We start from the raw sequence: 24,340 nt of genomic DNA, 5'->3' as shown, positions 1-24,340 counted from the left end.
AGGGAGCAGCTCCATGACCACCACGGTCTCCTTCACCGTCGATTCGGCGCACGGCCCCCGTCCGGTCTCGGTGAACTACGAACGGACCGGTGCGGGAGCGCCGCTGGTCCTGCTCCACGGCATCGGCCACCACCACCAGGCCTGGGACCCGGTGACACGGATCCTCGCCACCGAGCGCGAGGTGATAGCCGTCGACCTGCCGGGCTTCGGCACATCTCCCGCTCTGCCGGACGGAGTTCCGTACACCCTGGAGGCGGTCACTCCGGTGCTCGGGGCCTTCTTCGCGGCGCTGGGCCTCGACCGCCCGCATGTGGCCGGCAATTCCCTCGGGGGCCTGTTCGCCCTGGAGCTGGGGCGCAGGGAGCTGGTCCGCTCGGTGACCGCCCTGTCGCCCGCGGGCTTCTGGAGCGAGCCGGAGCGCCGCTACGCCTTCACCACCCTGCGGGCGATGCGCCGCGCCGCGCTGGCCCTCCCGGTGCCGGCGATCGAGCGGCTCTCCCGCAGCGCGGCCGGGCGCACGGCGCTGACCAGCACCATCTACGCCCGGCCGGGCAGGCGTTCACCCGAGGCCGTCGTCGCCGAGACCCTGGCCCTGCGGGGCGCGACCGGCTTCCACCAGACGCTCGCCGCCGGCGGGGCCGTCTCCTTCACCGACGATGTGAAGGGCCTCCCCGTCACCGTCGCCTGGGGCACCCGCGACCGCATCCTGTTGCGCCGCCAGGGGATCCGCGCCAAGCAGGTGATCCCCGGGGCAAGGCTCGTGCGGCTGCCCGGTTGCGGGCACGTCCCGATGAACGACGACCCCGCCCTGGTGGCGCGCGTCATCCTCGACACCAGCCGCTGAGAGGGCGGGGCGCGGACGCGCTTCGGCGGGCCCGCCGCGCCCCAGGACTCCCGAGCCGAGCGCCACCCCGACGCCGACCAGCAGGCTCCCCGCACCCTGCGCCATGCCGTACGTCCCGGCTCCGACGAGCGGTGCGGTCAGCGCGGCGGAGACCGGGATGAGGCCGGAGAAGAGGGTGGCGCGTTCGGCCCCGATGCGCTGCAGGCCGATGTACCAGCAGACGAAGCCGATCACGGTCACGACGACGGCCTGCCAGAGGAGGGCCGTCGTCTCCGCCGAGGTCGGAACCCGCAGGAACGCGGCGCCGTCCATCACCAGGCCGAGCAGCGCGGACTGTACGGCGGCTATGGCGCAGACCGTCGCGGCGAGCAGCTTCGGGCCGAGCGGCCGCAGCACCGGTACGGCGAGGACCGCGAAGCCGACCTCGCCCGCGAGCGCGCCGGCCGACCAGCAGATGCCTGCCAGGTCGGTGCGGCCCCAGCCTTGGACCGTGAACGCTCCGGCGGCGACGAGCCCGGCCGCGTACAAGGTCACACGGGAGGGGTGGTGGCTCGCCAGCAGGGGGACCAGGACCCCGACGACAATGGGCGCGCAGCCGACGAAGACGCCCGGAACGGCTGGTTCCGCGGTCCGTTCCGCCGCCAGGATCGCCAGGTTGAAGCCGACCATTCCGACCGCGGCGAGCAGACCGAGCCGCATCCACAGGCGCCAGGATAGCGCCCGCAGCGGGGCGGCCACGGCGCCGGGGCCCCGCCGCAGCACGGCGGCGAGAAGCAGAGCGGCCAGACCGTACCGGAGCGCCTGGCCACCCGCGTGCGGGTAGTCGCCGAGGACGCTGTTGGCGGTGAAGGAGGCCCCCACCAGCACACAGGCGAAGGCCGCCAGGAGGGCCCCGCGCAGAGAGTTCGCGTTCATGAGGGTGACGCTAGGTTCGGCACCGGACCGGTTTAAGGTCCACTTCCATGACATCTTCGGGGACCAATTCGACCGGTGGGGAGGGCTGCGGCGAAAGCGGCGGCCTTGATTCCGCTTCTCCGGCCTGGGAGTTGCTGCTGCCCGCCGCCGGCCCGGTACGCGGACGGGGGCGGGCCCTCCAGTCCGCCCTGCGGGAGGCCGTCCGCTCGGGCCGTCTCGTCGCCGGCACGAGGCTGCCGTCCAGCCGGGAACTCGCCGCGGATCTCGGGGTGTCGCGCGGGCTGGTCACCGAGGCCTACGAGCAGCTGACCGCCGAGGGCTATCTGCGCAGCGGGCTGGGCGCGGGAACCTGGGTCAGCGGCGGAGTTCGCGCTGCGGCGCGTTCCGTACGGGATCTGGCGCCGCGCACGCCGGGCGCACGGGTGGACTTCCGGCCCGGCGTCCCCGACCTCTCCCTCTTCCCGCGCGCCGCGTGGACCGCCACGCAGCGCGCGGTGCTCGGCCGGCTGCCGCACAGTTCGCTGGGGTATCCCGATCCGCGGGGGCTGCCGGAGCTGCGGGAGGCGCTGGCCGGACTGCTGGCCCGGCGGCGCGGGGTGGTGGCCGATCCCGAGCGGCTGGTGGTCTGCTCGGGGGTGGCGCAGGCGACGACGCTGCTCGGCTTCGTACTCCGCGAGCAAGGCCTGGCCTCGGTCGGGGTGGAGGACCCGGGGAGCCCGGAGCACGCGTCGCTGTTCGCGGCGACGGGTCTGGGCGCGACCCCGCTGCCGCTCGACGAGGAGGGGCTGGCCCTGGGGCCGCTGCGCCGCTCCGGCGTGCGCGCCGTGGTGACCACGCCGGCGCACCAGTTCCCCACCGGAATCGCCTACTCCGCGGAGCGTCGCCGCCGGCTGCTCGACTGGGCTCGCGAGGCGGACGCCGTGATCATGGAGGACGACTACGACGGGGATTTCCGGTACGACCGGGCTCCGGTGGGGGCGTTGCAGGGCCTCGACCCGGAGCGTGTCGTGTACACCGGATCGGTGAGCAAGTCGCTGGCTCCGGGCCTGCGGCTGGGGTGGCTGATCGCCCCCGCTTCGCTGACCGGCCGGATCGTCGCCCGCAAACGGACCATGGACCTGGGGAATCCGTCCATCGACCAGGCGGTTCTGGCCGATTTCGTCTCGCACGGCGCCTACGACCGCCAACTGCGCCGCTGTCAGCGCGCCTACCGGGAGCGCCGGGATGCCATGGTGGCCGCACTCGACGAGCACTTCCCCGGTACCGCGGTCAGCGGCATCGCCGCAGGGCTCCACATCATCGCGCGGCTGCCCGGGCGTTACGGCCCCGAGGGCGCCTTCCTGGGCCGCGCGGCCGGGGCCGGAATCGCGCTGCGGCCGCTGAGCGACTGCGGGGACGCGGGACCCGAGGACGGCTCGGTGGTGCTCGTGCTCGGCTATGCCCATCTGGGGGTGGGCGACATCGCGCGGGGTGTCGCGTTGCTCGCGGCCGCGCAGGGTCTCGGCGCCGGCGCCTGACGGGCCGTCGCCGGAAGTGCGCCCTGACCGGCCCTGTTCACCCGGTGTTGGGGCACCGGCCTCCACAGCCCACTAGGCATGGGGGCGGAGACCGGCTCCGACCCGACGGAGCGTTGCGGCCGCCTCGGCCCGGTGTCCGCCCGCCCGTTCCGCCCACCGTCCTGGAGGCGCCTCGATGCCGCACCGTCCGCGTATCCCCTCGCCCGGCCGTCGTACCGTTCTGCGCGGCTCACTGCTCGTCCCTGCGGCGGCCCTTCCCGCGGCTGCCGCTTCGGCTCCTGCCCTGGCCCTGGCGGGGCGGCCGGAGGCGGCGTGGGGGGTGCAGGTGGGGAGCGTCACCGCCTCCTCGGCGCTGGTGTGGGTACGGTCGGACCGGCCCGCCCGGATGCTGGTGGAGACCTCGGCGACCGAGTCCTTCCGCCGGGCCCGGAGCTGGTACGGGCCGCTGATCGGCCCGGGAAGCGACTTCACCGGCACCACTCCCCTGTACGGCCTTCCGGCGGGTGAGCAGGTGCACTACCGCGTCACTCTGGCCGACCCGGGCGATCCGCGCCGTACCGGAAAACCGGTGTACGGAACGTTCCGTACCGCTCCGGCCCGGCGTCGTGACGGGGTCCGCTTCCTGTGGTCCGGGGACATCGCGGGGCAGGGGTGGGGCATCAATCCGGACATCGGCGGCTACCGGGTGTACGAGGAGATGCGCCGCCTCGACCCGGACTTCTTCCTCTGCAGCGGTGACACCGTCTACGCGGACGGGCCCCTCCAGCCGAGCGTGCCCCTGCCCGACGGCAGGATCTGGCGCAACGTCATGACCGAGGAGAAGGCCAAGGTCGCCGAGACGCTGGACGAGTACCGGGGGAACTTCCGCTACAACCTGCTCGACCGGAACTTCCGGCGCTTCAACGCGCAGGTCCCTTCCGTCGTCCAGTGGGACGACCACGAGGTGCGCAACAACTGGTACCCCGGCCAGATACTCGACGACGCGCGTTACACCGAGAAGAACGTCGACATTCTCGCGGCCCGTTCCGCACGCGCCTTCCACGAGTACTTCCCCGTGTCGACGCCGCACGGCTCCGCGCGGCGGTCCCGCATGTACCGCGTCGTCCACCACGGGCCGCTGCTGGACGTCTTCGTCCTGGACATGCGGTCGCACCGCAACCGCAACTCCCCCAACCGGCAGGCCGACGACACGACCGGCATCCTCGGCGCCGAGCAGCTCCGTTGGCTCAAACGCTCCCTCGCCGAATCCCGCGCGGTGTGGAAGGTGATCGCGGCCGACATGCCGCTCGGCCTGGTGGTCCCGGACGGGGCGACGGACTTCGAGGCCGTGGCCCAGGGCGATCCGGGCGCCCCGCTCGGGCGTGAGCTGCAGATCGCCGAGCTGCTGCGGTTCATCAAGCACCGCAAGGTCACCGGCACCCTCTGGCTGACGGCCGACGTGCACTACACCTCGGCGCAGCACTACGCCCCCGAGCAGGCGGCGTTCAAGGATTTCGCACCGTTCTGGGAGTTCGTCTCGGGCCCGCTGGCCGCAGGGGGATTTCCGGCCAACGCGCTGGACGGCACGTTCGGGCCCGACCGTGTCTTCGTCCGGGCGCCGGAGCGGGCCAATGTGTCGCCGATGGAGTCGCCGCAGTTCTTCGGCGAGGTCGAGATCGACGGCGACAGCGCGGATCTGACGGTACGTCTGCGGGCGGAGGGCGGTGCGGTGCTGTTCACCAAGGTGCTGCGGCCGGGCCGGACCGGTCAGTGAACGACCGCCGCTGACCTGGGCGTACGGCTGTTCCGGGGCCCGTTGTCAGTGGTGGGTTCTACGGTTTCTTCCATGACCCGATCCGTTCAGGCCTTGGCCTACGCACGCCCGTCCGCCCTGGAGTCCTCGCAGGTGGGAGCCGTTCTCGGGCTGGAGACCGCGGGCGGCCTCACCCCGCGTGGGGCGGAGGCGCATCCGCGGTTCTTCGCCGGATTCCTCTCCGCTCCGCGCATCGCCGCCCGTGGGCTGCTGGCGGTGGCCGATGTGGCCGCCGCCCGCTACTACCAGCGCGCCCTGCCCGCTTCCCTCGATCCGGTGGTGACGGGGAACGGTGACCGGCTGCGCTTCGAGTCGTTCTCCGGCTGCTGCGGGGTGTACGCACGCCTCGATGTGCTCCAGGAGGGCCTGGGCGGGGAGCGGACAGGGCACGGTACGACCAACGTGGACGTGAACAATCCGCTGCGGGACGCCCTGTCCCGGATAACGGCGGACGATCCGCTGCATCTGCGGGTGGGCCCCGATGAGTTGGCGGTCACCACGCTGGACGGGCCGGTGGTGGAGAAGAAGGTTCCGCTGCCGGACCGGTGGCTGCGGGGGTTCGCCGAGGCTCAGGTCGCCTCGGCCGGTTTCGATCTGCGGGCCGAGCTGACGGCGGCGCAGGCCGTGGCGTTCCTGCGCTCCCTGCCGCGCGGCTCGGGCAACGCGGCGAGGGGCGCGCAATGGGTGGTGGCGTCCGGCTCCGGTCTCCGGCCGACGACCCGGCCGGTGCCGGGCGCGGTGTGCCTGCCGGGCCCCGAGCGGCTGGTGGCCCTGCAGCGGGTGCTGCGCCACGCGACGGCGCTTCGGGTGTACGGGCCTCCGGTGGCGGACGGGGCCGCGGCGGCGAGCGCCTGGGAGGTGGTGCTGCCGGGGATGCGGCTCACGCTGACGCTGTCGCCGGACTCCTCGCGCGGGTTCTCGGGCGAGGGCGGCGTCCTGGAGGCGCTGGCCACCGACGACGCGGCGGCCGACGCCGAGCTGGTCTCCGTCCTGCTGGCCTGGGAGCCCCGGATCGAACCGGCCTCGCTGGCCGAGCAGTCGGGGCTGAGCGCCGAGCGGGTACGGGCCGCGCTCACCCGCCTCGGCACGGCGGGCCGGGTCGGGTACGACTTGGCGGACGCCGCCTATTTCCACCGTGAACTGCCCTACGACGCCGACCGGGTGGAGCGTCACAACCCGCGTCTGGTCGCCGCCCGCGAGCTGGCGGGTGCGGGGGCGGTGACGCTCGACGGCACGCTGGCATCCGTGTCCTCCGGCGACCGGCGCTACCAGGTCCGCGAGAGCGACGGCGCACTCACCTGCACCTGCCAGTGGTGGGCGGACTACCGCGGAAGGCGGGGCCCGTGCAAACACGCCCTGGCCGTGACGATGGTCCGGCGCGGCGCGACGGTCGCCGGAGGTGTGCGATGAACGACCTGCTCACCGCGGTACGCGCGGGACAGCACCGCGATGTCCCGGCGCTGGTGCTCCGGCTGGACCGGGCCGGACGCAGGTCGGCGCTGGCCGGGCTGAAGGAGCTGCGCAAGGAGGCCCGGGGCTGGGAGTGGCAACGGCAGGACAAGATCCGCAAGGCGCTCCTGGTGGCCGGGGCCGGCTGCAACACCGGGGCGGCGGGCTGCGCCACCTGGATCGGCGGCCGTGACCTGCGCAGCTGGTCGCGGTCCCCGTACCCGCTGATCCTCGTGGCGCTGGGGGACCGCGATCCGGCCTGGCTCGGCGATCTCGCCCACCGGCTGGCGGGACGCCCGATGAACTCCGAGGCGGAGTACACGTTCATCAGCGAGCTCGTACGGATGGCCGGGTGCCCGATCCCGACGACGGACAGCCTCGTCGAGGGCTGGTCGGAGCGGATCGGCACGGCGCGGTGGCACGGCAGGTCCGGCCGGGTGCCGCTGGTCGGCATCCTCCGTTCCGACCCGCACGTCGCCGTGCTCGCGCCCCGGCTCTTCGAGATGCCGGAGCTTCCGTCCCAGATCGGCTGGTACGACACACCGGAGTCGCTCGACCAGTGGCCGGCCGCGCTCTGCGCACTCGCCGCGGAGGGAGTGCTCGACCGGTCGCACCTGGCCGAACGGTGCGTGACGCGCCTGGTGCGCGGTGGCAAGACGGGTGACCAGCGGTTCTTCCTCACGGTGCTTCAGCAGCTGAACGTCACGGAGGACGAGGAGAAGAACCATCTCCGCGACTGGATGGGGATGGCTGCGGACGGCATCTCCCCGGTGGCCTCCCACGCCCAGGACGTGCTCACGCGGCTGGACGCCCGGGGCGAGCTGTCCACCGGGGACCTGGCCGAAGTGTCGGGCTCGGTGCTCTTCCGCCGGGAGAAGAAGCTGGTGCGGGCCCAGTTGGTCCTGCTGGGGAAGGTGCTGAGCCGGGACGCGACGGCGGCGGGTGAGCTGCTTCCGGTGGTCGCCGAGGCGTTCGGGAACGAGGACATCGCCCTCCAGGAGCGGGCGCTCAAGCTGATCGCACGCCATCTTCCGGCCGACGACACGCTGCTGCGGGAGGATCTCTCCTTCTCCGCCGCGCAGTTGGGGCCGCTGCACCGGGAGGCGGTCACCGCGCTGTTCGGGGCGGTGGGCGAGGAGGCGTCGGCGGTCGGCCCGTACGAGGAGCTGCTGCCGCCCGTGCCGGTGCCGTCCCGGCTCGACCCGGCGCCGGGGACGGTGGCGGAGCTCGTCGAGCAGGTGGCGGCCCAGGTGAAGTCCCGTTCCTGGCAGGGCTCCACTCCGGGGGCCTCGGCCGCCGCGTCCGGGATCTCCGATTTCGAGCGCACTCTGGACGGGCTCGTCCGTCTCTCCCGCACCGACCGGGCCGAGCTGACGGAGGGACTGCAGGAGGCCCTGGCCGGGGAGTGGTTCATCGAGCACGGAATCGACCGGGAGCCCGAACCGGCGTACATGACCACGGCCCACGCGCTCGCGCTGGTGGTGGGCTCGCTCCTCGGCCGGCTCTCCGACCGGTCCATCGCCGAGGGGAGGAGCCGCTGGACCGGCACCGGGACCTGCGCCCACGCCGCGCTGAACGGGGTGCTTCTCGCCCGTGCGTGGGAGGCGGCCGGTGCGGTGCGGGCCGACCGGGTGCCCTTCCTGCTCGCCACGCCCACCTGGCACACCGGTTCGCTGGACGCGGCGGAGCTGGTCGAGCGGCTGCGGACGTACCGGCGGCTGGGTGCCGACCCGGGTCCGGCCGACTTCTCCCAGGCCCTGCTGCGGGTGCGGCGGAGCGGCGGGTCGGCGGCCGCCGAGGCTGCCGCGTCCCTCGGCACGCCGGAGGGGGACCGGCTGGCCGCCTGGATACGCGCCGACGAGCCGGTGGCTCCCGTGCTGCGGCACGGTCTCACCAGCGATCTCCCCTCGGCGGGCAACTGGTGGCAGCGGTCGGCCGCCGGAGCCCGGCGGGTGCTGCTGGCCACCAGGGAAAGGCTGGTGATCCAGCAGGAGTTCCCGCGTTCCTTCCACTGGCTGGGGCGTCCGCACGCCCCCCAGTCACGGGAGTGCTACCACTGGGGTGCCGACCAGTGCCCTCACTGGACCGCCACACTGCCCGAGGACGGGGAGACCCTGGCCGCCTGGCTGATGCCGGATCTGCTGCACACCGCGGACGAGGGGCGCAGAGGCGGGGCCTGGTTCCTGCCGCCGCTCATGGAGACCGGCGGCGCGGCCGGTGTCGCGCTGCACCTGGCACTGGCCTACGGGCTGGGCGCCCGGCATCCCGAGGACCGGATATCCGCCGTGGACGCGCTGCTCGTCCTGGCCGCGCAGGGGAGGCTGGACACCGTGCTGCTCGGACGCGAGCTGGGGATCCTTGTCGACCACGACCTGGTCAAGGTCAACCGGCTGGCCGACGCCGCCCGGACGGCGGCCGCCACCGGGGCGTACCGGACCGTGCTGGGCATGCTGGCCGTGGCGCTGCCCACCCTGTTGGCGTACGAGAAGGCGCCCCGCGGGATCGGGGACCTGCTGGCCGTGGCGGCCGAGTGCGCCGAGCGCTGCGGTACGGAGGGGATCAAGCCGATCGTGGGGCTGGCCGCAACGGCCGGGCGCAAGGGGTCCTCGCAGACGGTCCGGCAGGCCGCCCGCCTGCTGGCCGTGTTCCCGCCCGTACCGGAGTTCCCGCCCGTACCGGAGGAGGCGCGGTGATCAGGTGATCAGGCGTCGAAAAATACGGCCGAAAAACGCCGATAGGTGATCAGATACACACTTAACCCATCAGTCACAAGGTGTTCGTGATCAGGCAACACCGTTCGTTCACAGTAAGGATATGACTGATGTGACGTCTTCGAAGACCGCCCGCCGTCCGCACCACTGGCGGCGGGACCTGATCGAGCTGGCCGCGCTGTTCACCGCGGTGGCCGTGGCCGACGCGATCGCCAACCTGATCGGGCACCAGCCCGACGGGCCCTACCTGCTCATGGCGTCGGCCGTGGCCCTGGTGGCCACGGCGACGTTCCACACCTGGTGGGCACGGCGCCACAGCAACGCTCCCCCGCCGGAGGAACCGGGCAGGTCCGATCCGTCGCCGGACGAGGTGACCGGCTCGATCGACGGGTCCGGGGGCGGCGAGACGGTTCTGTGGCGGATGCGGACGACCGTGCGTGACGCCCCGGGAAGTCTGGCCGCGCTCTGCCTCGTGCTCGCCCGGTTCCGGATCGACATCCTGACACTGCAGACCCACCCGCTGGCGGAGGGGACGGTCGACGAGTTCCTGCTGCGGGCCCCCGCCTCGCTCCCGGCTCAGGAGCTGACCCGGCAGATCGCGGCGGCGGGCGGCACCGCCACCTGGATCGAGCGGGCGGACGCCCACGATCTGGTCGACACCCCGACCCGGGTGCTCTCGCTGGCCACCCGCACGGCGCTCGACGCGGCGGAACTCCCGCTCGCTCTCCGTCAGTTGCTCGGCCGGTGCACCATCCACTCGCTGCCCGCCGTCTCCATCACCGGCCGCCCGACCGGGGAGAGCGCCCCGGTCGAAGGCGTGCTGGAGGAAACGATGATGCGGCTGCGCGACCCGTCCGGCGGTGTCATCTCCGTCGAGCGGCCCTATCTGCCGTTCACCCCGACCGAGTTCGCCCGGGCCCGCGCCCTGGTGGAGCTGGACGCCCGGCTCGGCCCGCGGGTGCCCCGCAGCGAGGACATCCTCACGCTGCCCGAGGGCAACGAGATCACCGTGCGCCGCGCGGACCGCAGCGATCTCGCCGCCGCCCGCGCCATGCACGACCGCTGCTCCCCGGGCACCCTCGGCCTGCGCTACCACGGTCCCGTGGGCGACGCCGACCGCTACCTGGACCACCTGCTGAGCCCGCGTTTCGGCCGCACCCTGGCCGTCCAGACCGCCTCCGGCAAGCTGGTGGCGCTGGGCCACCTCCTGTGGGACGGCGACGAGACCGAGGTGGCCCTCCTCGTCGAGGACGACTGGCAGCGCCGGGGCATCGGCTCGGAGCTGCTCGGCCGCCTGGTGCAGCTCGCCGAGGAGGCGGGCTGCGACAGCGTGTACGCCGTCACCCAGTCCCGTAACACCGGCATGGTCGCCGCGATGCGCGCCCTTGAACTGCCCCTCGACTACCAGATCGAGGAAGGCACCCTGGTCATCACCGCACGGCTGACGCGTGCGACGGAGGAGCGGACCGCTCAGCCGTCCGGGAGGACCGCTGAGCCCGCGCCCGCGGAACGGGCCCGTCGCTGAGCGCCTGACACAGGTCGGCCCAGAGGTCCTCGACGTCCTCAAGACCGACCGACATGCGCAGCAGCCGGTCACCGACGCCGGACGCCTGCCGGTCTCCCTCATCCACGATGCGGTGGCTGATGGAGGCCGGATGCTGGATCAGCGAGTCCACGCTGCCGAGGCTCACGGCGGGCGTGATGAGCCGTACGTCGGCGATCACGTCGTGCGGATCCCCGTACACCTCGAAGGAGACCATCGCCCCGCCGATCTCCGGGTAGTGGACCCGGGCGATCCGCGGATCGGCGGTCAGCCTGCGGGAGAGCTCGGCGGCGCTCGCCGAGGCGGCCCGTACGCGTACCGGCAGGGTGGACAGCCCCCGCAGCAGCAGGTAGCCGGCCAGCGGGTGCAGCACCCCGCCGGTGGCGAACCGCACCTGGCGCAGCCGGGCGGCGAACTCCTCGTCGCAGGCCACGACTCCGCCCATCACATCGCCGTGCCCGCCGAGGTACTTGGTGGCGCTGTGCAGGACGATGCGGGCACCGTGTTCGACGGGACGCTGGAGTACGGGGGTGGCAAAGGTGTTGTCGACCAGGAGCGGCACGGATCCGCAGGAGTGGGCGACGGCCCGGATGTCGATCTCGGCGAGCGTGGGGTTGGCCGGGGTCTCGACCATGACCAGCCCGGTGTCCGGCCGGATGGCGTCGGCTATGCCCGCCGGGTCGGTCCAGGTCACCTCGGTGCCCAGCAGTCCGGCGCCCAGCAGATGGTCGCTGCACCCGTAGAGGGGCCGGACCGCGACGACATGGCGCAGCCCCATGCTCGCGCGGGCCAGCAGGACCGCGGTGAGAGCCGCCATGCCGCTGGCGAACGCGACAGCGCTGTCGGTCCCCTCCAGCCGGGCGAGCGCCGTCTCGAAACGGGCGGTGGTCGGGTTGTCCAGCCGGGCGTAGACGGGCGGGCCGTCCGGCCGGGCGCCCGTGGTGGCGAAGGCGTCGATGCGCTCCGCCTCGCCGCGCGAGTCGTACGAGGGGTAGGTGGTGGACAGGTCGAGCGGCGGGGCGTGCAGGCCGAGGGAGGCGAGATCGTCGCGTCCGGCATGCACGGCTTCGGTGGCCAGCGCCCTGGTCGGGGTGGGGGCAGGGGGCGTCATCGAGACTTCGTTGTCCATGGGTGCACTCTGAACAGTTACCGGTTCGTAGCGGCAAAAGACCGTGTTACGTTCGCCACATGGTCGATTCTGTCGCTCTGGACCCGGTGGATCTGCATATTCTGCGGCTGCTGCAGAACGATGCGCGGACCACGTACCGCGAGCTCGCCGCCGAGGTGGGGGTGGCTCCGTCGACGTGTCTGGACCGGGTGACCCGGCTGCGCCGCTCCGGTGTCATCCTCGGCGATCAGCTGCGCCTGGATCCGGCGAAGCTCGGCCGGGGGCTTCAGGCGCTGCTCCTGGTGCAGGTCCGGCCGCACCGCCGCGAGCTCATCGGCCCGTTCGTCGACCGGGTCCGGGCCCTGCCGGAGTCCCGCGCGCTCTTCCACCTCACCGGCCCCGACGACTATCTGGTCCAGGTGGCGGTGGCCGACGCGGCGGATCTCCAGCGGCTGGTGCTGGACGAGTTCACCTCGCGCCGGGAGGTGGCCCGGGTGGACACGCGGCTGATCTTCCAGCAGTGGGACTGCGGCCCCCTGCTGCCGCCCGCCGAGCCGGTGCGCCCGTGAACGAAGGAGACCCGGTACGCCCGTTGACGACGGAGCCGGTACGCCCGTGATCGTCTTTCGGACGGACCCCGTTCGACGGTGGTGACGGGGAGGGGCCCGCCGTTGGAGGATGTACGCATGTCAGACACTTCGAGCAGCGCGCTGCCCCGTCAGGTCGCCGACGCCTACGTCGACGCAGTCATCGAACTCGACCCCATCACGGGCACCTATCTGGGTGTCCGGGAAAGCTCGCGCCGTCTGCCCGACTTCTCACCGGCCGGCCAGGACGCGGCCGCCGACCTCATCCGCGCCACGCTGCTGAAGCTGGACGAGGCGGGGCGGCAGCCAGGTGCCGACACCGATGAGGAACGCCGCTGCGGGCGGCTGCTGCGGGAGCGGCTGACGGCGGAACTCGCCGTGCACGAGGCGGAGGAGGGGCTGCGGACCGTCTCCAACCTGCACTCTCCCGCCCACAGCATCATCCAGGTCTTCACGGTCACGCCCACCGACACGGAGGAGGACTGGGCGGCTGTCGTGGAACGGCTGCGCGCGGTCCCGGCCGCGTTCGAGGGGTACCGGGCATCGCTCGCCCTGGGTCTTGAGCGCAAGCTGTACGCCGGGCCCCGCGCGACCGCCACGTTCATCGGGCAGCTCACGGAGTGGAGCGGTGGCGGCGGGAGCACGGCGTTCTTCGCGGACTTCGTCGCCGCGGGACCGGAGGCTCTGCGTACCGAACTGGCCGAGGCCGCCGGGCTCGCGACCGGCTCCGTCGCCACCCTGCGGGACTGGATGCGCGATGTCTACGCGCCGGCGATCGAGGGGGCCCCCGACACGGTGGGCCGGGAACGGTACGCCCGCTGGTCGCGCCAGTTCAACGGGACGGACCTCGATCTCGACGAGGCGTACGCGTACGGGTGGTCCGAATACCACCGGCTGCTGGCCGAGATGAAGGCCGAGGCCGCGAAGATCCTTCCCGGGGCGGGGCCCTGGGAGGCGCTCGCCCACCTCGATGTGCACGGCAAGCACATCGAAGGGGTCGAGGAGGTCCGCGAGTGGCTGCAGGGACTGATGGACGAAGCCATCGAGGCACTGGACGGCACCCACTTCGACCTGGCCGAGCGGGTACGGAAGGTGGAGTCCCACATCGCCCCGCCCGGCGGCGCCGCGGCCCCGTACTACACGGGCCCCTCCGAGGACTTCTCGCGCCCCGGACGCACCTGGCTGCCCACCATGGGCGAGACCCGCTTCCCGGTGTACGACCTGGTCTCGACCTGGTACCACGAGGGTGTTCCCGGCCATCATCTGCAGATCGCGCAGTGGAAGCACGTCGCCGACAGCCTCTCCCGCTACCAGACGTCGCTGGGGCAGGTCAGCGCCAACGCCGAGGGGTGGGCGCTGTACGCGGAGCGGCTGATGGACGAGCTGGGCTATCTGCCCGACGCGGAGCGGCGGCTCGGATATCTGGATGCCCAGATGATGCGTGCCAGCCGGGTGATCGTGGACATCGGCATGCACCTGGAGCTGGAGATTCCGGCGGACTCGCCGTTCCATCCCGGTGAGCGCTGGACGCCCGATCTGGCGCAGGAGTTCTTCGGCAGCCACAGCGGGCGGCCGGCCGACTTCGTGGAGAGCGAGCTGACCCGCTACCTCTCGATGCCGGCCCAGGCCATCGGCTACAAGCTGGGCGAGCGGGCCTGGCTGCTCGGCCGGGAGAACGCCCGCGCGGCGCACGGTGACTCCTTCGACCTGAAGGCCTGGCACATGGCGGCGCTCTCCCAGGGGTCCCTCGGTCTGGACGATCTGGTGGACGAGCTGTCCAGGCTCTGATCCGCTCCGCCCCCGGCCGGTCTCCAGTTCGCGGAGCGGGACCGGCCGGGTTCCGCACACAACCGAGTGAGGCAGCCCGCCGTGACCGGACGGACCGGAGCTGACGGACCAGGATCATCTTGCTTCCGTGGTGTACCGGTGGGTGAGGCGGTGCGGCGGCTCGGGCCGCGCTGGGTCACGACCGATCTGGCGTTGCGGGAGGACGGGGTGTGGCGGGTGGTGGAGGTCGGGGACGGCCAGATCAGCGGGCTGCCGGCGGGGGCCGGGGCCGACGGGTTGTTCGCCGCGCTGGCCGCCGCCGGGCCGCAGCCCTGAAGGTGTCGGCGTGGCCCTCAGCAGCCGCAGTCCGCGTCGTCGACCGGCGCGGTGAGCGGGTCGGCGGCACGCTGCTCGCCGCCCTCCCAGGTCTCGAAGGCGAACCCCTCGCGCGCCCAGTACTCGAAGCCGCCGAGCATTTCCTTGACCTGGTAGCCGAGTTGGGCGAGCGCCAGGGCGGCACGGGTGGCGCCGTTGCATCCCGGCCCCCAGCAGTACGTGACCACGGGGACGGCCGGGTCCAGCAGCGCGGCCGCCTGCTCGGGGATCAGCGCCGTCGGCAGGTGGACCGCACCGGGAACGTGCCCCTGGTCCCAGGAGGCGGTGGAGCGGGAGTCCACGACGACGAACCCGGGGTCGCCGTCTGCGGCGAGCGCGGAGGCGACATCGGAGACATCGGCGTGGAAGGCGAGCGAGGCACCGAAGTGGGCGGCCGCCGCGGCCGGGGAGGCGGGCGGGACGCGCAGGACGGAGTTGACGGCGGTGGCCGTGGTCCGGGAGGTCATGACCATGAATCTATGACCGTCTTCCGGGACCAGGAAGTGGAATTCCCCGGCGCTGCTCTTGATCTGCCGGTGATATTACTGTTGTCTCGTGGTCGTGACCGACTATTCCCCGGACGCCACCGACTGGCGCATTCTCGATGTCCTCCAGCGCGACGGCCGCGCCACTTTCGCCGAGCTCGCCCGCGCCGTCGCCATGTCCCCGAGCGCCGTGACGGAACGGGTGCGGCGCCTGGAGGAGACCGGGGTGATCAGCGGTTACGCGGCGGTGGTCGACGCCGAGCGGCTCGGGCTGCCGGTCCTCGCGCTCGTACGGCTGCGCTATCCGAACGGGAACTACAAGCCGTTCCACGACCTTCTGGAGACCACCCCGGAGATCGTGGAGGCCCACCACGTCACCGGTGACGACTGCTTCGTCCTCAAGGTGACGGCACGCTCGATGCGGCACCTGGAGGAGGTCACCGGCCGCATCGGCGCCCTCGGTTCGGTGACCACCAGCGTCGTCTACTCCTCGCCGCTCCCCCGGCGCGCGATCGGCCGCTGAACCGTCCCCTCAGATGCGGTGGTGCACCGTCGATCCGTGCCGGTCCTTGACCACTTCGAGCCGGGCGGGGATACGGCGGCGCAGATCGGCCACGTGGCTGACGATGCCGACGCTGCGGTCCCTCTCCCGCAGCGAGTCCAGCACGTCGAGCACCTCGTCGAGGGTCTGGTCGTCCAGGCTGCCGAACCCCTCGTCGATGAAGAGGGTGTCCAGGCGTACGCCCCCCGCCTCCTCGGTGACGACATCGGCGAGACCGAGCGCCAGGGCCAGCGAGGCGAAGAACGTCTCGCCGCCGGAGAGGGTCGACGTGTCCCGTTCGCTGCCTGTCCAGGCGTCCACGACATGGAGGCCGAGCCCGGCCCGGCGGCCGCCCGTGCGGGCGTCGGAGTGGACGAGGGTGTAGCGGCCGGAGGACATCCGCTGCAGCCGGGCGGTGGCCGCGGCCGCGACCTGTTCGAGGCGGGCGGCGAGGACGTACGCCTCCAGGCGCATCTTGCGTTCGTTGTCGGCGGAGGTCCCCGCGGTCAGCCCCGCGAGCCGGGCGACCCGCTCGTACTCCTGGCGCACCGGTCCCAGCCGCCGTACCTCCTGGGCCGTGCGCTCGGACAGGCGGTCGAGTTCGGCGCACCGGTCGCGGGCGGCCGCGAGTGCCGAGGCGGCCTCGCGCAGCAGCCATTCCGCCGTCCCATGGGCACTTTCGGCCGCTGCGGGCCGTGCGGCCGGAAGCTCGGCGGCTTCGCGCGCGTCCCGTTCGGTGCGGCGGTCGGCGACCGCGGCGGCCTCCGCCTGCCAGGCGTCGACGCGGTGCTGGAGGTCGCGCTGTGCGGCGGCGCCGAGGAGCGTCGCGGCGGCGGCCTGCGGGGTGTCGAACCCGGCTTTGAAGGCCGCGTCGGAGAGCCGGTCGTCGGCCTGCTTGCGCCGCTGGGCCGCGTCCTGTTCCGCGCGTACGGCCTCGGCGGCGTCGGCGAGGCGTGCGACCCGGCGGGTCAGCCGCTCCGCCTGCGCGGCGACGGACGCCGACTCGCCGCGGGCGGCGGCGATCTGGCCCGCCAGGACGGCCTGCTCCTCGTCGAGCGCCTCACGACGCGAGCTACGGGCAGCGGCCCTGCGTTCAGCCTCCTGTCGGCGGCCGATCCGCTGGGTGTGCTCCCGCTCGGCGGCGTCGAGAGCTTCGCGCGCGGTGTGCATCCTGGCGGCAAGGCCGCGAGCCTCGGCGTGCCTGTCCGTCAACCGCTCGACCAGGGAACGGAGTTCGAGGACAGTGGGATCGTCACTCTCTCCCTCGCCCCGGGCCTCCGTCTCCGCCGTCGTGTGCCGTTCGCGTACGAGTCCGAGCTGCTGTTCCGCGCGGGCGCGGGCCTCCTCGGCGGACCGCTGGGCGGCGAGGGCCTTCTCCTCCGTGGCCCGGTCGACATGGCCGTCGCCGGGGCTGGCGGGGTCCGGGTGTTCGGCCGAGCCGCAGACCGTGCAGGACTCACCCGCGACGAGACCGGCGGCCAGCTCCGCCGCGATGCCGCGCAGTCGGCGCTCCCTCAGGTCGAGCCAGAACCTCCGGGCGTCCAGCTCCTGTTCACGTGCGACGGTGAGCTGCTCCTCCGCCTGCTGTACGTCGGTGGCGAGCGCGTCACGGCGGCGCGCCGCGTCCAGGCGGTGGCGGGCCGGAGCCAGTTGTCCGGCGAGCTGTTCGGCGCGGGTGGCGGCCTCCTGCGAGGCGTCGATGCGCTCCTTGAGGGCCGTACGGGTGGTGTCCCAGTCGGCGAGCCACGCATCCGCCTCCCGGATCAACTCGTCGTCGGCCTGGGCCTCCCGGTTCAGCCGGACGCGCTCCTCGTCGATCCGCGCGCTGCGCTCCTCGGCCTCTCGCGCCGCCTCGAGTGCGTACAGCTCCTGCTGGAACCTCCGCTCCAGCTGCGCGAGTTGGTCGGTGCCCGCATCGGCCAGGCCGGGGGAAAGCAGCGCCCGGGTCCGGGCGAGAGCGTCGCTCGCCGCCCGGTACGCCCGCTCGGCCTCCTCCCGCAACTCCAGCGCCGGCGCGACCCGGTCCGCCCTGCGGGCACGCTCCAACTGCTCCTGGCAGCTGTCGTGTTCGGGGCGCCGCTCCTCCAGCGCCTCGGCGCGCCACCGGGTCTCCTCGTACCGCTGCTGGAGGCGGGCCAGTTCGCGTTCGGCGTCCAGTGCGTGGCGGGCGGCCAGGTGGCGGCCTTCCGCCCCGGACAGCACGGAACGGGCGATGCCGAGCTGTTCGCGGGCCGTGGAGCGGGCGATCGCGGCCCACTCCAGTACGGCTTCGGCGAGGCCGGGTTCGCCCGGCCGGTCGGCGGGCGGCGCCGCCTCGGCCGCCGCGGGTCCACCCGCCTGGGCGATGCGCTGGGCGAGGGCGAGGATCTGCTCGTCCCCCGCCTTCACCCGGGCTTCGGCGCCCCGGCGCAGTTCGGCGAGGCGCTCCTCCACCGCGGCGAAGCGGCGGGTGTCGAAGAGCTTGCCGAGGAGTTTGCCGCGGGCCTCGGCGTCGGAGCGCAGGAAGCGGGCGAAGTCGCCCTGGGGCAACAGCACGACCTGGCAGAACTGGTCCCGGCTCATGCCGATCAGCTGGGCCAGCTCCTCGCCGATCTCCTGGTGCGACTTGCTCAGGGCCTGCCAGCCGCACTCGGAGTCGTAAGCGCGCAGCCGGCTCTGGGCCTTCTCCAGGGTGAAACCGTCACCCCGCTTCTTGGGGCGCGGCTGGGCGGGGCTGCGGGTGACTTCGAGGCGGCGGCCGCCGACCGTCAGCTCCAGCTGGACCTCGGTGGGCAGGCCGGCGGGGGCGTGGTCGCTGCGGAGGGTGGCACCGGGGCTCTGGCGGGCGCCGGGGACGGCCCCGTACAGGGCGAAGCAGACGGCGTCCAGGACGGACGTCTTCCCGGCGCCCGTCGGGCCGTGGAGCAGGAAGAGGCCGGCCGAGGAGAGCGCGTCGAAGTCGACTTCCTGGGTGGTGCCGAACGGGCCGAAGGCGGTGATGGTGAGGCGGTGCAGTCTCAACGGGACACCTCGCGCACGCTCTCGTCGACCCGTACGTCGTCGAACGCGGCCCGCAGCACACTGCGTTCGGGGTCGCTGGGTCCGCTGCCACCGCGCACGTGGGCCACGAAGTCCTCCGCGATCTGGTGGTCGTCGCGGCCCTTGAGGCGCTGGGCGTAGGAGGCGAGCGGGTCGTCCGGCGGCCGCTCGGGGTCGAAGACGAGGCTGAGGGTGTGGGGGAAGCGGGTGCTGAGGCGGGCCATGGGATCGGCGGGGCGGACCGGGTCGGTGAGGGTGGTCTCGACCCAGGCGTGTTCGTGGCGGTCGAGGGCCGGGTCCGTCAGGAGGGTGTCCAGTCGGCCCCGGAGCCGGGCGAGGGGGCGCTCGACGGGGCAGTCGATCCGTTCCTCGGCGGTGATGTTCCCGCTGCCGTCCAGGTCGATCAGCCACATGGTCTTGCGGTGGTCGGCCTCGGAGAAGGAGTAGGCGAGCGGGGAGCCGGAGTAGCGGACGCGGCTCGTGACCCGCTGGGAGCCGTGGAGATGACCGAGGGCGACGTAGTCGACGCCGTCGAAGACTCCGGCCGGGACGGCGGAGACCCCGCCGACGGTGATGTCGCGTTCGCTGTCGCTGGGCTCGCCGCCCGCCACGAAGGCGTGTGCGAGGACGACGGACCGGGTGCCCTCGGGGCGGGTGGCGAGGTCGGCGCGGACCCGGTCCATCGCGGCGGTGAGGACCGCCTCGTGTCCGGCCCTGGCGGCGCGGAGGGTGTCCTTGACGAGGGCGGGTTCCAGGTAGGGGAGGCCGTAGAGGGCGACGTCGCCGTGGTCGTCGGCGAGCACGACGGGGGTGGCGCAGCTCTCGGGGTCGGTCCGCAGGTGGATCCCGGCCCGGTCGAAGAGCCCGGCGCCGACGCCTAGCCGGCGGGCCGAGTCGTGGTTCCCGGAGATCATGACGGTGGGGACGCCGATGGCGGCGAGCCGGTGCAGCGCCCGGTCGAAGAGCTCGACGGCGGTGAGCGGCGGGACGGCCCGGTCGTAGACGTCGCCGGAGACGAGGACCACGTCCACCTCCTGGGCCTGGACGGTGGCCACCAGGTGGTCCAGGAAGGCGGCCTGGGCGTCGTGCAGGGGCACCCGGTGGAAGGACCGGCCCAGGTGCCAGTCCGATGTGTGCAGCATCCTCACGCGATCGCTCCGCCGGTTGTGCGCTGCATGTACGTCGTCCTTCACCCCTGGGCCGCGCCGGGACGTCCCGTGATCCCGCCGTCGGCACCGACCACGCTAACGCCGCCGGGCCGCCGATCCCGCATCGATCAAGGATTTGCCCGGCGTGGGATTGCCCTCACGCCCGCTCCGCCGAGCCCCTCGCGCGCCCCCGGGGGCAGTCGGCTCACACGTCCCCGTACGCCTCGCCGCCCAGCTCCAGCGTGGCCGAACCGGCGGTCGCGTCGGCCAGCCAGGCGGTGAAGGCGGCGACATCGGCGTCCGGCAGCCCGATCTCGATGGTCACGGCCTCGGCGTACCGCACCTCCCGCACATCCCGCCCGGTGGCCCGCAGGTCGTTCTCCAGCTTGCCCGCCCGCTGGTGGTCGACGCGGATCGTGACCAGCCGGAAGCGCTGCCGGGTGAGGGTGCCGAGTGCGTCCAGGGCCTCGCCGACCACTCCCCCGTACGCCCGGATCAGTCCGCCCGCCCCCAGCTTGACCCCGCCGTAGTAGCGGGTGACGACCGCCGCGACGTACCGCACCTCGCGGCGCATCAGCATCTGGAGCATCGGTACGCCGGCGGTGCCGCCGGGCTCCCCGTCGTCACTGGCCTTCTGTACGGAGGCGTCGGCGCCGATCACGTACGCGAAGCAGTTGTGGGTGGCGGTGGGGTGCTCCTTGCGGACGCGTGCGACGAAGTCCTGCGCCTCCTGTTCGGTGGCGGCGGGGGCGAGGGAGCAGAGGAAGCGCGATCGGTTGATCTCGCTCTCGTGCACACCCGCGCGGGCGACGGTCCGGTACTGCTCCTGCATCCGTCCACCCTATGCGCCGCGACGGCAGCGGGTTCCGGCGGGAATGACGGGGCCGGGACCAGCGGTTGTCCCGGCATGGACAACGAGACAGAGACGATCCGGCGGATTCTTCAGGACTCGGGCGACACCTGGGCGGTGGTGGGGCTCTCCAACAACCGCTCCCGTGCCGCCTTCGGGGTGGCGCAGGTCCTCCAGCGCTTCGGCAAGCGGGTGGTGCCCGTGCATCCGAAGGCCGAGACGGTGCACGGGGAACAGGGGTACGCCTCGCTGGCGGAGATCCCGTTCCCGGTGGACGTGGTGGACGTGTTCGTCAACAGCGAGCTGGCGGGCCCGGTCGCCGACGAGGCGGTGGCCGCGGGGGCGAAGGCGGTGTGGTTCCAGCTCGACGTGATCGATGCGGGGGCGTACGAGCGGACGCGCGCGGCGGGGCTGGACATGGTGATGGACCGGTGCCCGGCGATCGAGATCCCGAAGCTGCCTCCGCGGGCCTGAGACCGGGGGTGTGGGGGGCGCCCGGGGAGGGGAAGGATCCCCGCCGTGAGCGACCCCCTGGACGGAGAGCGGCTGGCCGGGGCACGGCTGCCCGCGCGGGCCGACGGCGACTGTGCGGCCGCGCCCCTGCCCGCCCCCGAGGGCGGTGAGCGGCTGGCCGGTGCGCTGTCCGCGCTCGGTGTGCGGCACGGCGATGTGCTGCTGGTGCATGCCTCCCTGCGGTCGGTGGGGCCGGTCGCCGGCGGGCCCGTCGCCGTGCTGGCGGCACTGCGCCGGGCCGTGGGGCGGGAGGGGACGGTGGTGGTCCCCTCGTTCACCCCGGAGAACTCGGACACCTCGCCGCACTACCGCGCCCGGGTGCGGGGCCTGGACGCCGGGGCGCGTGAGGCGGTCCGCTCGTCGATGCCACCGTTCGACCCGGCGCTCACCCCCGCACCCTCGATGGGCGCCCTGGCGGAGACCGTGCGGACGGCGGTGGGGGCGCGGCGCAGCGGCCATCCGCAGACCTCCTTCGCCGCGCTCGGCCCCCGCGCCGCGAAGCTGCTCGCCGGACACCGGCCGGACTGCCACCTCGGCGAGGACTCCCCGCTCGCCCGGCTGTACGAGGCCGATGCCGGGATCCTCCTGCTCGGCACCGGCTTCGACACCTGCACCGCCTTCCACCTGGGCGAGTACCGCAGGCCCGGCCCCCCGTTCCGCCGCTACCGGTGTGTGGTGGCCCCGCGGGGCGTACGGCAGTGGTGGGAGTACGAGGATGTCGCCCTGGACGACGGCGACTTCGCGGCCCTGGGCGCCGCCTTCGAGGAGTCCGCCGGGCCCGGTGACTTCACGACGGCTCCGATCGGGTCCGCACCCTGCAGGCTCGTCCGGCTGCGCGCGGCCGTCGACTTCGCCACGGAGTGGCTCACGGACCACCGGCAGAGCGGCAGAGCGGCAGTTGAGAGGAGCGGGCACTCGAACACGCGCTCTGTGGCGGGTCCTGCGGAGTCCCTAGAGTGACGCTGCTCGCACGGCGGCCGACGGGGGGGTCCGAAGCGTGAACACATCGCAGCGGGTGGTGCGGAGAAATAGCGGCCTGTCCGGCCTGCTGACCTGGCTCGTCCATCTGTCCCTGCTGCTGCTCGCCCACAGCGTGTGGCGCGAGAGCGCCCCGGACACGCTCACGGACTCCTGGCCCTGGAAGCTCCAGCTGCTGGACGTCCAGTCCGCCACCACGGCGGCGGTCGGCAGTCTGGGCGCCTCGCCGGCCAGGGCGCAGTACGCGCGGGCGGTCCGCCCCGCGCTCGGCTACTTCGGCCAGGTGAAGGAGGGCATGGCCCCCGACGACCGGCTCGCCTGGGTGTGCAGCGTCCTCAACGCCGCCCGGGACGTGGCCGTCGTCGAACAGCTCGGCTACCGGGTCGTCCTCACCGGGGACGAGGACGCGGCGGACGACGAGGCGGTCTGGGTGCGCCGGGAAGAGGCTCAGCGGGTGATCGAGGAGCGGGGGCGGTCGACCGGGCGGACTTCGCGCTCCACTTCATAGGGGTCGGCAGGCCCCTCCCGGCGCAGGGAATGATGCTGATCGGCTGGTTCACCGAGGCGGCGATGGCTCAGGTCCGCGACGTCCATGTGCGGTTACGGGTCACGGACCGGGTGGGCGACACCCACGAGCGCGTCATCGACGTGCTGGAGGGCGCCGACCGGTCACCGCGACGCGCCGACCCGCCCCTGTTGTGACGGGCGTGACGTCAGACCCCCAGGCCCTCCACGACCACCGCGCCCGGGAGGGCGGCGAGCGCCTTGCCGGGCACGATGAGCTTGCCCCGGCGGCTGCCGCTGCCGATCAGGACCCACTCCTCGTCCACGACGGCGGGGTCCAGCAGGAGGGGCCAGTGGGCGGGCAGGCCGATCGGGGTGATGCCGCCGTACTCCATGCCGGTCTCGCCGACCGCCGTGTCCATCGCCGAGAAGGACGCCTTGCGGGCGCCGAGGTGCTTGCGCACCGCACCGTTGACATCGACCCGGGTGCGGGAGAGCACCACGCAGGCAGCGAGGGTGACCTCTCCGCCGCGCTTGCCCGCCACGACCACGCAGTTGGCCGAGGTGTCCAGCAGGTCCGCCCCGTGGTGCTGGACGAAGACCGCGGTGTCGGCCACGGCCGGGTCCGTGTCGACGTGGATGATCCCGTCGGCGGTGATGTCGCCCCATCCGGCGGCCAGAGCCGCTGCGACGGGGGCGGGGAGCAGGTCGAGCCGTTCCGAGGCGGGGGAGGCGTCCTCGAAGGTGCCGATGGGTGCGCGCATACGGCCACGCTAACAGCGTTCGGCGGGCGGCCGGTTGGCCGTCTCACCGCAGGTGGGACCCGGCCCGGCGAGAGTCCCCTACCGGGCCCCCGGCTCCTGGTCCAGCTCGGCCAGAGCAAGCAGCTGCTCGGGCGTGACGCCCTTCGGGATGGGCACGGGAGCCGGCGTGCGCAGGGGCGGCTGCCAGCCCTTCTCCGGGTCCCAGCTCCGTACGACACGGGCCGGGGCCCCCGCGACCACCGCGTGGTCGGGGACCTCGCCCCGCACGACCGCGCCCGCGGCGACCACCACATTGCGGCCGAGCCGGGCGCCGGGCAGGATCACCGCGCCGGTGCCGATCCAGCAGCCGGGGCCGATCTCGACCGGTTCCATGCGGGGCCACTGCTTGCCCACGGGCTCGTGCGGGTCGTCGTAGCTGTGGTTCGTCGAGGTGATGTAGACGTACGGACCGCAGTACGTGTCCGAGCCGATGCTCACCGTCGTGTCGGCGATGACATGGCTGCCGCGCCCCAGGACCACCCCGTCGCCCAGGGTCAGGATCGGCTCGGGCCCCAGGTCCAGGTCGGGCATCATCCCGGCCGTCAGGGTCACCTGCTCGCCGATGACGCAGTGCCCGCCGAGCTCGATCCACGGCTCCCCGAAGACGGTGCCCTGCGGAAAGGCGAGCCGGGTGCCCTCCCCGATCGCGCCGAAGCGCAGCCGCCCCGGGTGCTCGGCGGTGACGGCACCCGCCTCCTGCGCCCACGCCCAGCCGCGGTGGACCACCCAGGAGGCGGCGCGGCGGCGTCGGCGGGCGAGGAAGGAGAACGTGTTTCGGTTCTTCGGCACGGGCTCACGGTAGTCGGCGCGGCAGGCGGCGATCCGTGCCGTGACCTGTGATGTTCACCCCACCCCCGGCGCACGCGGGGAGCGGTCGCCTACCGTGTGGGTC

At 73.3% G+C, this 24,340-nt stretch carries 20 protein-coding genes and 2 pseudogenes; 14 read left to right on the top strand and 8 right to left on the bottom strand.

Features of this window, described 5'->3' with window-relative positions; translation table 11 throughout:
* The first annotated feature begins 13 nt into the window (after window positions 1-13).
* Window positions 14-844, top strand: a complete 831-nt coding sequence (locus tag ACK8N7_RS32425) for an alpha/beta fold hydrolase (protein WP_500444714.1) — start codon at window positions 14-16, stop codon at window positions 842-844.
* A gap of 69 nt (window positions 845-913) precedes the next feature.
* Here ACK8N7_RS32425 and ACK8N7_RS32420 read toward each other — a convergent pair.
* Window positions 914-1,513: pseudogene (locus ACK8N7_RS32420) on the bottom strand (EamA family transporter); the annotation flags it as partial.
* Between the two features lie 293 nt (window positions 1,514-1,806).
* Here ACK8N7_RS32420 and pdxR point away from each other — a divergent pair.
* The 5 genes from pdxR to ACK8N7_RS32395 all read left to right on the top strand — a co-directional run bounded on the left by pdxR (window position 1,807) and on the right by ACK8N7_RS32395 (window position 10,753).
* Window positions 1,807-3,276, top strand: coding sequence for a MocR-like pyridoxine biosynthesis transcription factor PdxR (gene pdxR, locus ACK8N7_RS32415; RefSeq protein ID WP_500444713.1), 1,470 nt, complete (start codon window positions 1,807-1,809; stop codon window positions 3,274-3,276).
* 175 nt (window positions 3,277-3,451) lie between these two features.
* Window positions 3,452-5,029: an alkaline phosphatase D family protein gene (locus ACK8N7_RS32410; protein ID WP_403215975.1), complete on the top strand. Its 1,578-nt coding sequence runs from the start codon at window positions 3,452-3,454 to the stop codon at window positions 5,027-5,029.
* A gap of 72 nt (window positions 5,030-5,101) precedes the next feature.
* Window positions 5,102-6,478: an SWIM zinc finger family protein gene (locus ACK8N7_RS32405; RefSeq protein WP_500444712.1), complete on the top strand. Its 1,377-nt coding sequence runs from the start codon at window positions 5,102-5,104 to the stop codon at window positions 6,476-6,478.
* The gene (locus ACK8N7_RS32400; protein WP_500444711.1) at window positions 6,475-9,210 is read left to right on the top strand and encodes a DUF6493 family protein; all 2,736 of its coding nucleotides are present in this window, start codon (window positions 6,475-6,477) and stop codon (window positions 9,208-9,210) included. Before ACK8N7_RS32405 ends, ACK8N7_RS32400 begins: the two co-directional genes overlap by 4 nt.
* Before the next feature lie 130 nt (window positions 9,211-9,340).
* Complete coding sequence (locus tag ACK8N7_RS32395; protein ID WP_403215970.1) at window positions 9,341-10,753, top strand: GNAT family N-acetyltransferase; 1,413 nt, start codon at window positions 9,341-9,343, stop codon at window positions 10,751-10,753.
* Here ACK8N7_RS32395 and ACK8N7_RS32390 read toward each other — a convergent pair.
* The gene (locus ACK8N7_RS32390) at window positions 10,659-11,900 is read right to left on the bottom strand and encodes a trans-sulfuration enzyme family protein (RefSeq protein WP_403215968.1); all 1,242 of its coding nucleotides are present in this window, start codon (window positions 11,898-11,900) and stop codon (window positions 10,659-10,661) included. The genes ACK8N7_RS32395 and ACK8N7_RS32390 overlap by 95 nt on opposite strands.
* Window positions 11,901-11,959: 59 nt before the next feature.
* Here ACK8N7_RS32390 and ACK8N7_RS32385 point away from each other — a divergent pair, with 59 nt between their 5' ends.
* The 3 genes and pseudogenes from ACK8N7_RS32385 to ACK8N7_RS32375 all read left to right on the top strand — a co-directional run.
* The gene (locus ACK8N7_RS32385; protein ID WP_403215966.1) at window positions 11,960-12,448 is read left to right on the top strand and encodes an Lrp/AsnC family transcriptional regulator; all 489 of its coding nucleotides are present in this window, start codon (window positions 11,960-11,962) and stop codon (window positions 12,446-12,448) included.
* A gap of 117 nt (window positions 12,449-12,565) precedes the next feature.
* Window positions 12,566-14,254: a DUF885 domain-containing protein gene (locus ACK8N7_RS32380; RefSeq protein ID WP_500444710.1), complete on the top strand. Its 1,689-nt coding sequence runs from the start codon at window positions 12,566-12,568 to the stop codon at window positions 14,252-14,254.
* A gap of 138 nt (window positions 14,255-14,392) precedes the next feature.
* A pseudogene (locus tag ACK8N7_RS32375) lies at window positions 14,393-14,569 on the top strand (ATP-grasp domain-containing protein); the annotation flags it as partial.
* Window positions 14,570-14,586: 17 nt separating this feature from the next.
* On the opposite strand, the gene ACK8N7_RS32370 reads toward ACK8N7_RS32375, so the two are convergent.
* The gene (locus ACK8N7_RS32370) at window positions 14,587-15,081 is read right to left on the bottom strand and encodes a rhodanese-like domain-containing protein (RefSeq protein WP_403215962.1); all 495 of its coding nucleotides are present in this window, start codon (window positions 15,079-15,081) and stop codon (window positions 14,587-14,589) included.
* A gap of 88 nt (window positions 15,082-15,169) precedes the next feature.
* Between ACK8N7_RS32370 and ACK8N7_RS32365 the strand changes: the two genes are divergently transcribed.
* Entirely contained in the window at window positions 15,170-15,616 is a 447-nt protein-coding gene (locus ACK8N7_RS32365; protein WP_031121764.1) for an Lrp/AsnC family transcriptional regulator, read from the top strand.
* A 9-nt stretch (window positions 15,617-15,625) separates the two neighbouring features.
* Here ACK8N7_RS32365 and ACK8N7_RS32360 read toward each other — a convergent pair whose 3' ends face one another.
* The 3 genes from ACK8N7_RS32360 to ACK8N7_RS32350 all read right to left on the bottom strand — a co-directional run bounded on the left by ACK8N7_RS32360 (window position 15,626) and on the right by ACK8N7_RS32350 (window position 20,632).
* Window positions 15,626-18,634, bottom strand: coding sequence for an AAA family ATPase (locus tag ACK8N7_RS32360; RefSeq protein ID WP_500444709.1), 3,009 nt, complete (start codon window positions 18,632-18,634; stop codon window positions 15,626-15,628).
* Complete coding sequence (locus ACK8N7_RS32355) at window positions 18,631-19,800, bottom strand: exonuclease SbcCD subunit D (RefSeq protein ID WP_500444708.1); 1,170 nt, start codon at window positions 19,798-19,800, stop codon at window positions 18,631-18,633. Before ACK8N7_RS32355 ends, ACK8N7_RS32360 begins: the two co-directional genes overlap by 4 nt.
* Window positions 19,801-20,005: 205 nt before the next feature.
* Window positions 20,006-20,632 carry a YigZ family protein gene (locus ACK8N7_RS32350; RefSeq protein WP_403215956.1) on the bottom strand — a complete coding sequence of 209 codons (627 nt, stop codon included), beginning with the start codon at window positions 20,630-20,632 and terminating at the stop codon, window positions 20,006-20,008.
* Between the two features lie 75 nt (window positions 20,633-20,707).
* On the opposite strand from ACK8N7_RS32350, the gene ACK8N7_RS32345 reads away from it, so the two are divergent.
* The 4 genes from ACK8N7_RS32345 (at window position 20,708) to ACK8N7_RS32330 (ending at window position 22,843) form a co-directional block, all read left to right on the top strand.
* Window positions 20,708-21,124 (top strand): CoA-binding protein, encoded by a 417-nt coding sequence (locus tag ACK8N7_RS32345; RefSeq protein ID WP_403215954.1) that lies wholly within the window; start codon window positions 20,708-20,710, stop codon window positions 21,122-21,124.
* Window positions 21,125-21,250: 126 nt separating this feature from the next.
* Window positions 21,251-22,123, top strand: a complete 873-nt coding sequence (locus ACK8N7_RS32340) for an AAC(3) family N-acetyltransferase (RefSeq protein ID WP_500445887.1) — start codon at window positions 21,251-21,253, stop codon at window positions 22,121-22,123.
* Window positions 22,124-22,160: 37 nt separating this feature from the next.
* A complete protein-coding gene (locus ACK8N7_RS32335; protein WP_500444707.1) occupies window positions 22,161-22,649 on the top strand; it encodes a hypothetical protein in 489 nt (162 codons plus the stop codon).
* Between the two features lie 32 nt (window positions 22,650-22,681).
* Window positions 22,682-22,843, top strand: a complete 162-nt coding sequence (locus tag ACK8N7_RS32330) for a hypothetical protein (protein ID WP_500444706.1) — start codon at window positions 22,682-22,684, stop codon at window positions 22,841-22,843.
* An 11-nt stretch (window positions 22,844-22,854) separates the two neighbouring features.
* Here the strand turns inward: ACK8N7_RS32330 and ACK8N7_RS32325 are convergent, their stop codons facing one another.
* Window positions 22,855-23,409, bottom strand: a complete 555-nt coding sequence (locus ACK8N7_RS32325) for a YbaK/EbsC family protein (RefSeq protein ID WP_500444705.1) — start codon at window positions 23,407-23,409, stop codon at window positions 22,855-22,857.
* Window positions 23,410-23,487: 78 nt separating this feature from the next.
* Window positions 23,488-24,237 (bottom strand): acyltransferase, encoded by a 750-nt coding sequence (locus ACK8N7_RS32320; protein WP_500444704.1) that lies wholly within the window; start codon window positions 24,235-24,237, stop codon window positions 23,488-23,490.
* Window positions 24,238-24,340: the final 103 nt, after the last annotated feature.

Source organism: Streptomyces griseobrunneus (assembly GCF_046713465.1).
Lineage (GTDB): Bacteria > Actinomycetota > Actinomycetes > Streptomycetales > Streptomycetaceae > Streptomyces > Streptomyces microflavus.
The sequence above is the reverse complement of the archived record's forward strand: the minus strand, read 5'-3'. Positions and strand labels throughout refer to the sequence as shown.